Here is a 3655-nt window from a genome sequence, read left to right on the forward strand (position 1 = left end):
CCTGGCGCAGTGCCCGGGCGCTGGCGGCGCGGCGCCGCATTTCCAGCGCGGCGCGGATGGCGTCTTTTGCCTTTTCAAGCATCGCGTATTTCCTGATCGAGCGCCATTTCCAGCAGGTTCGCATCGATGCAGAACTTGGCGGCCCAGTTCAGGTAGGACCACGTGCCGTAGTCGCCATCGACGGGGAACGAGCCCTTGACGCCGCCGCGAATGTGCGCGGGGCCGCCGATGGCGACCGACCGCCGCACGTAGCGGTTCAAACGGCGGCCCGCATCGAGCAGGCGGCGCTCGCCCGTCAGCTGGTACAGCAGGAACAGGCAATGCGCGTTTTGCGCGGAGCCGGTGAGGCAGGCGTAATCGGCGCCTGGCTCGAAGTGCGGTCCCAGGCGGCCTGGCAGGTAGCCGTCGCCCGTCACGGCGCTGGCGACACCGGCGCCCGTGCGCATGGCGGCGTGCAGCAGACCGGCGCGCGCAGAGTAGCGATAGGCCTCCAGCAAGCCGCGCAAGGCGTAGCCGATGGTGTGGCTCAGGGGCAGGGCGGGATCGTCGAGGCAGTTCGAGGCGAACCAGCCGTTCGGCTGCTGCCTGGTGAGGGCCCAGTCGACCTGGCGCAAGCCGGCAGCGCCATAGCCATGGCCAGGCGCCAAGCGGTCGGCCTCGAACAGCCCCCAGGCCACGTGCGTTTCATAGGCCTTCTCGCCCGGCTGGGCGAACGGCGTCGGGTACTTGCGCCAGCAGCCATCGGCATCCTGGCTGTCGCGCAGCCAGCGCGCCGCGCCGTGCATGGCCTCCGCGTAGACATCGCCATACGCCGCCACGCCGGCGGCAAGCCCCAGCAGGATCTGGCCGGTGTTGAACGTGACGGGCACGCGCGGCATGGAATCGATCTTCCCGCCCTGGAAACCGCCATTGTCGAACTGGATCGCCAGGCACCAGTCGAGCATGCGCCGCGCGCGCCCATGCAGCGACGCGTCGTCCGTGCGCTGCGCAATGGCGATCATGGTGGGGATGATGTAGCCGGTGGTCTCGGGGTAGGAACTTGACCAGCCAGTCTGCAGGCTGTAATCGCGGGAGACGCCGCCATCGGCCGAGGCGGAATGGTCTTGCGCCGCAGCCAGCCAGTCCGTGCAGGCTTTGACGACGGCGGCCGGCCCGGGATCGAAGGCGGGCAGTCCATCCCGGTCAGACAGCTGTTCGCTGCGCGCCGCCGGCGATAGCCTGGCCGACGGCATCAAGCTGTTCCTGATTGTGCTGAAGAAGTTGCGCATGGCGGCCAGAAGGTGCGGTATGTGTCGACCCAGGCTACTGTATCGTTGCCAGCGATCCTGGCCATTGACTTGCCGCAAGGTGGCGTCTTTGCGTCGCCGATGGTGGAATTGACGCATAATGGCCATCTCACCACCGTCGACGAGGCCCGCCATGAACAGCGTCACGCTTGAATATGCAGTCGTCACGAATCCCGATACCTTCGTCGGCTTCAAGTATTACGTCAAGGCGGGGCAGGCATTTGATGCCGACGATTTCGCCTATTCCTATAAATTGACCCGCGCCGACCTCGATCCGGACAGCGTACTGGCCACGCGCGAGGCGGCTGCCGGGCTGCAGCCGGGCGAATGGCTGGTGGTGTCGCATTCGGTTGCCGCCTGACGATCCGGCTGCGTGTTGTTTAACTTGCCGGCCTACGGGCAGCCATGCATCTGATTTCTTCAGCATTCCCTGATATTTGTATTGTTCCAGCATTGCCTGAACATGCCGAGGCGCTCGCCGTGCTGGTGCGGGAAAACCGTGAACACCTGCAAACTTACCTTCCCGCCGTGCTGCAACTGGCCGCCGTTGCCGATGCCGGCGCATATCTGCAGGCCGCTGCCGCGCGCGCCGCAAGCGGCGACGTCCTGGAGTAGCATATTTTTTCCGGCACGGCCTTGTGCGGCAGCATCCGTTTGAAAGAGATCGATGCCGCTGACCGCAAGGCAAAAATGGGCTATTACCTGGCCCGCCACTTCCAGGGGCGCGGCATCGCCGGCGCGTGCGTGCGCGCCGTGCTGGCACATGCGTTTGGCGCGCTGGATTTGAACCGCATTCAATTGCAGTGCGCGGCCGGCAACCAGGCCAGCATGGCGCTGGCTACGCGGCTGGGATTCACGCTGGAAGGCGTGCTGCGGCAGGGCGAATGCCTGAATGGCGTGTTTGTCGACCTGCATGTCTATGGGTTATTGCGGAAGGAATTTGTGCCGGACGGCGCATCTTCACGGAAATGAAGGCTTACGCCGGCGCAAACCACGCCCGCAGTTCCGCCTCGGCGCGCCGCGCCGTCTGCTGGGTCAAGGTCAGCACGATGATTTTTTCCCGCGCCGCATGGCTCCCATCGGGGCCGCTCAATTCGATGGCTTGCTCGAAGCTTGTGTAGTCGTGGCCGAATTTACGCGGGCATTGCTGCACGATGCGCGCCGCCTTGCCCTTGGGCCGGTCCGCCAGGTTGACGATGGGATTGCCGTCATAAAACGGCTGGCCATTGGCAAACGCGGTGCGCAGGTACGGCGTGCACTGGCCGTCGAAACAGGCCAGGCGTGCATCCCAGTACGCCTGCAGCGCCGCATACACGGCATGGTCGTCGAGAAAATCGGCAAACAGGAAGTCGTTCATGGCGTTCTTTCGGCCTAGATGCCGAACACTTTTAAAATCGCGTCGGTCAACCCTTCGAACCAGCTGCCCACCTTGCCCGGCTGCTTGCCGCGGCGCGGGGTTTCTTCGTACAGGTAGACGCCGTTGTCGCCGTCGAAACGGTCGTTGAGCAAGGCTTGCTGGCCGCGCAGGTAGGGAATGAAGGTTTCGCTGCGCAGGGTGGAATACAGCACGTCGGTGGTAAATCCCAGGGTGGCGGACTGGCTGATGGAGCGGCCCTGGCCCGCCCGTTCCAGGCGCACGCCGCGGCAGCCGCGCACGATCAGGGTGACGGGGCCGCGAAAGACGATGAAGCGCAGCTGCAAGGTGAGCCAGGCATGCAGGCTGCCCAGGCGCCAGTGGCTGCTGATCGCCAGGGGCTGGCCCGCATCGCAGAGCAGTCCGACCAGGCCGCGTGGCTGGAACACCAGCGCGCTGCCGGCGGGCAGCTCGACGACGGCGATTTCCAGCAGCGGATCGTCGCTGGCGGAAATCGTCACGGACGCGGTCGCGTCGCTATCGAGCCGCGTCAGCGCCACCATGCCGGCGGCCAGGCTGGTGAACGGGAAGCGCCAGTCCAGCAGCCATTGCGTGCGCTTGCGCGTGCTGACGGGCGACGATTGCAGGTACTCGGGATGGATCAGCATGCGCTGGCCGGGCCGCAGCTGCAGCGCCTGCGAGACGGCGGAGATGCGCGATTCGCCATGCGGCGGCAGGGGCAGGGAGCTGCCCGCGAGCTGCAGCTCGCGCGCGATCGACAATGGTTTTAACCGTGCGGCGACGGGCGCCAGCACGAAGTAAAAGAAAGCCTTGATGGCGACGGGCAGCAGGATGGCCGACAGCACCAGCAGGGCGGCCGTGGGCGCCACGTCCATGACGGGAGCGCGCCAGCGGCCGATCCAGTTGCGTGCCAGCTGCGCCTCGCCGGCCGCGATGGCCGCTTGTACGGGCGCCAGCGCGCCGGCCAGCGCCTGTTCGTCGATGGCGAATGGCG

At 66.0% G+C, this 3655-nt stretch carries 6 protein-coding genes; 3 read left to right on the forward strand and 3 right to left on the reverse strand.

Annotated features, from left to right (window positions below; all coding sequences use genetic code 11):
* Window positions 1-74 precede the first annotated feature (74 nt).
* A complete protein-coding gene (locus tag JaAD80_RS29675; protein ID WP_146012635.1) occupies window positions 75-1268 on the reverse strand; it encodes a hypothetical protein in 1194 nt (397 codons plus the stop codon).
* Window positions 1269-1419: 151 nt separating this feature from the next.
* On the opposite strand from JaAD80_RS29675, the gene JaAD80_RS29680 reads away from it, so the two are divergent.
* Genes JaAD80_RS29680 through JaAD80_RS29685 form a run of 3 tightly spaced genes read left to right on the forward strand, consistent with a single transcriptional unit; the run spans window position 1420 to window position 2258 of the window.
* Complete coding sequence (locus JaAD80_RS29680) at window positions 1420-1647, forward strand: hypothetical protein (protein ID WP_102299747.1); 228 nt, start codon at window positions 1420-1422, stop codon at window positions 1645-1647.
* 44 nt (window positions 1648-1691) lie between these two features.
* On the forward strand, window positions 1692-1901 hold the full coding sequence (locus JaAD80_RS30495) for a hypothetical protein (protein WP_146012636.1): 210 nt from the start codon (window positions 1692-1694) through the stop codon (window positions 1899-1901).
* A gap of 21 nt (window positions 1902-1922) precedes the next feature.
* A complete protein-coding gene (locus JaAD80_RS29685; RefSeq protein WP_258003270.1) occupies window positions 1923-2258 on the forward strand; it encodes a GNAT family N-acetyltransferase in 336 nt (111 codons plus the stop codon).
* Between the two features lie 4 nt (window positions 2259-2262).
* Here JaAD80_RS29685 and JaAD80_RS29690 read toward each other — a convergent pair whose 3' ends face one another.
* Both JaAD80_RS29690 and JaAD80_RS31145 read right to left on the reverse strand, forming a co-directional pair.
* Entirely contained in the window at window positions 2263-2643 is a 381-nt protein-coding gene (locus tag JaAD80_RS29690; protein ID WP_102299750.1) for a hypothetical protein, read from the reverse strand.
* A 14-nt stretch (window positions 2644-2657) separates the two neighbouring features.
* The coding region (locus JaAD80_RS31145) for a hypothetical protein (protein WP_180979677.1) at window positions 2658-3655 on the reverse strand (998 nt) is incomplete at its 5' end.

Source organism: Janthinobacterium sp. AD80 (assembly GCF_002878455.1).
In the GTDB taxonomy this organism is placed as follows: Bacteria; Pseudomonadota; Gammaproteobacteria; order Burkholderiales; family Burkholderiaceae_D; genus Janthinobacterium.

Bases quoted from the DNA above. Each gene is read 5' to 3' on its own strand.
- JaAD80_RS29675 (WP_146012635.1), bottom strand. From the start codon at position 1,268: ATGCGCAACTTCTTCAGCACAATCAGGAACAGCTTGATGCCGTCGGCC.
- JaAD80_RS29680 (WP_102299747.1), top strand. From the start codon at position 1,420: ATGAACAGCGTCACGCTTGAATATGCAGTCGTCACGAATCCCGATACC.
- JaAD80_RS30495 (WP_146012636.1), top strand. From the start codon at position 1,692: ATGCATCTGATTTCTTCAGCATTCCCTGATATTTGTATTGTTCCAGCA.
- JaAD80_RS29690 (WP_102299750.1), bottom strand. From the start codon at position 2,643: ATGAACGACTTCCTGTTTGCCGATTTTCTCGACGACCATGCCGTGTAT.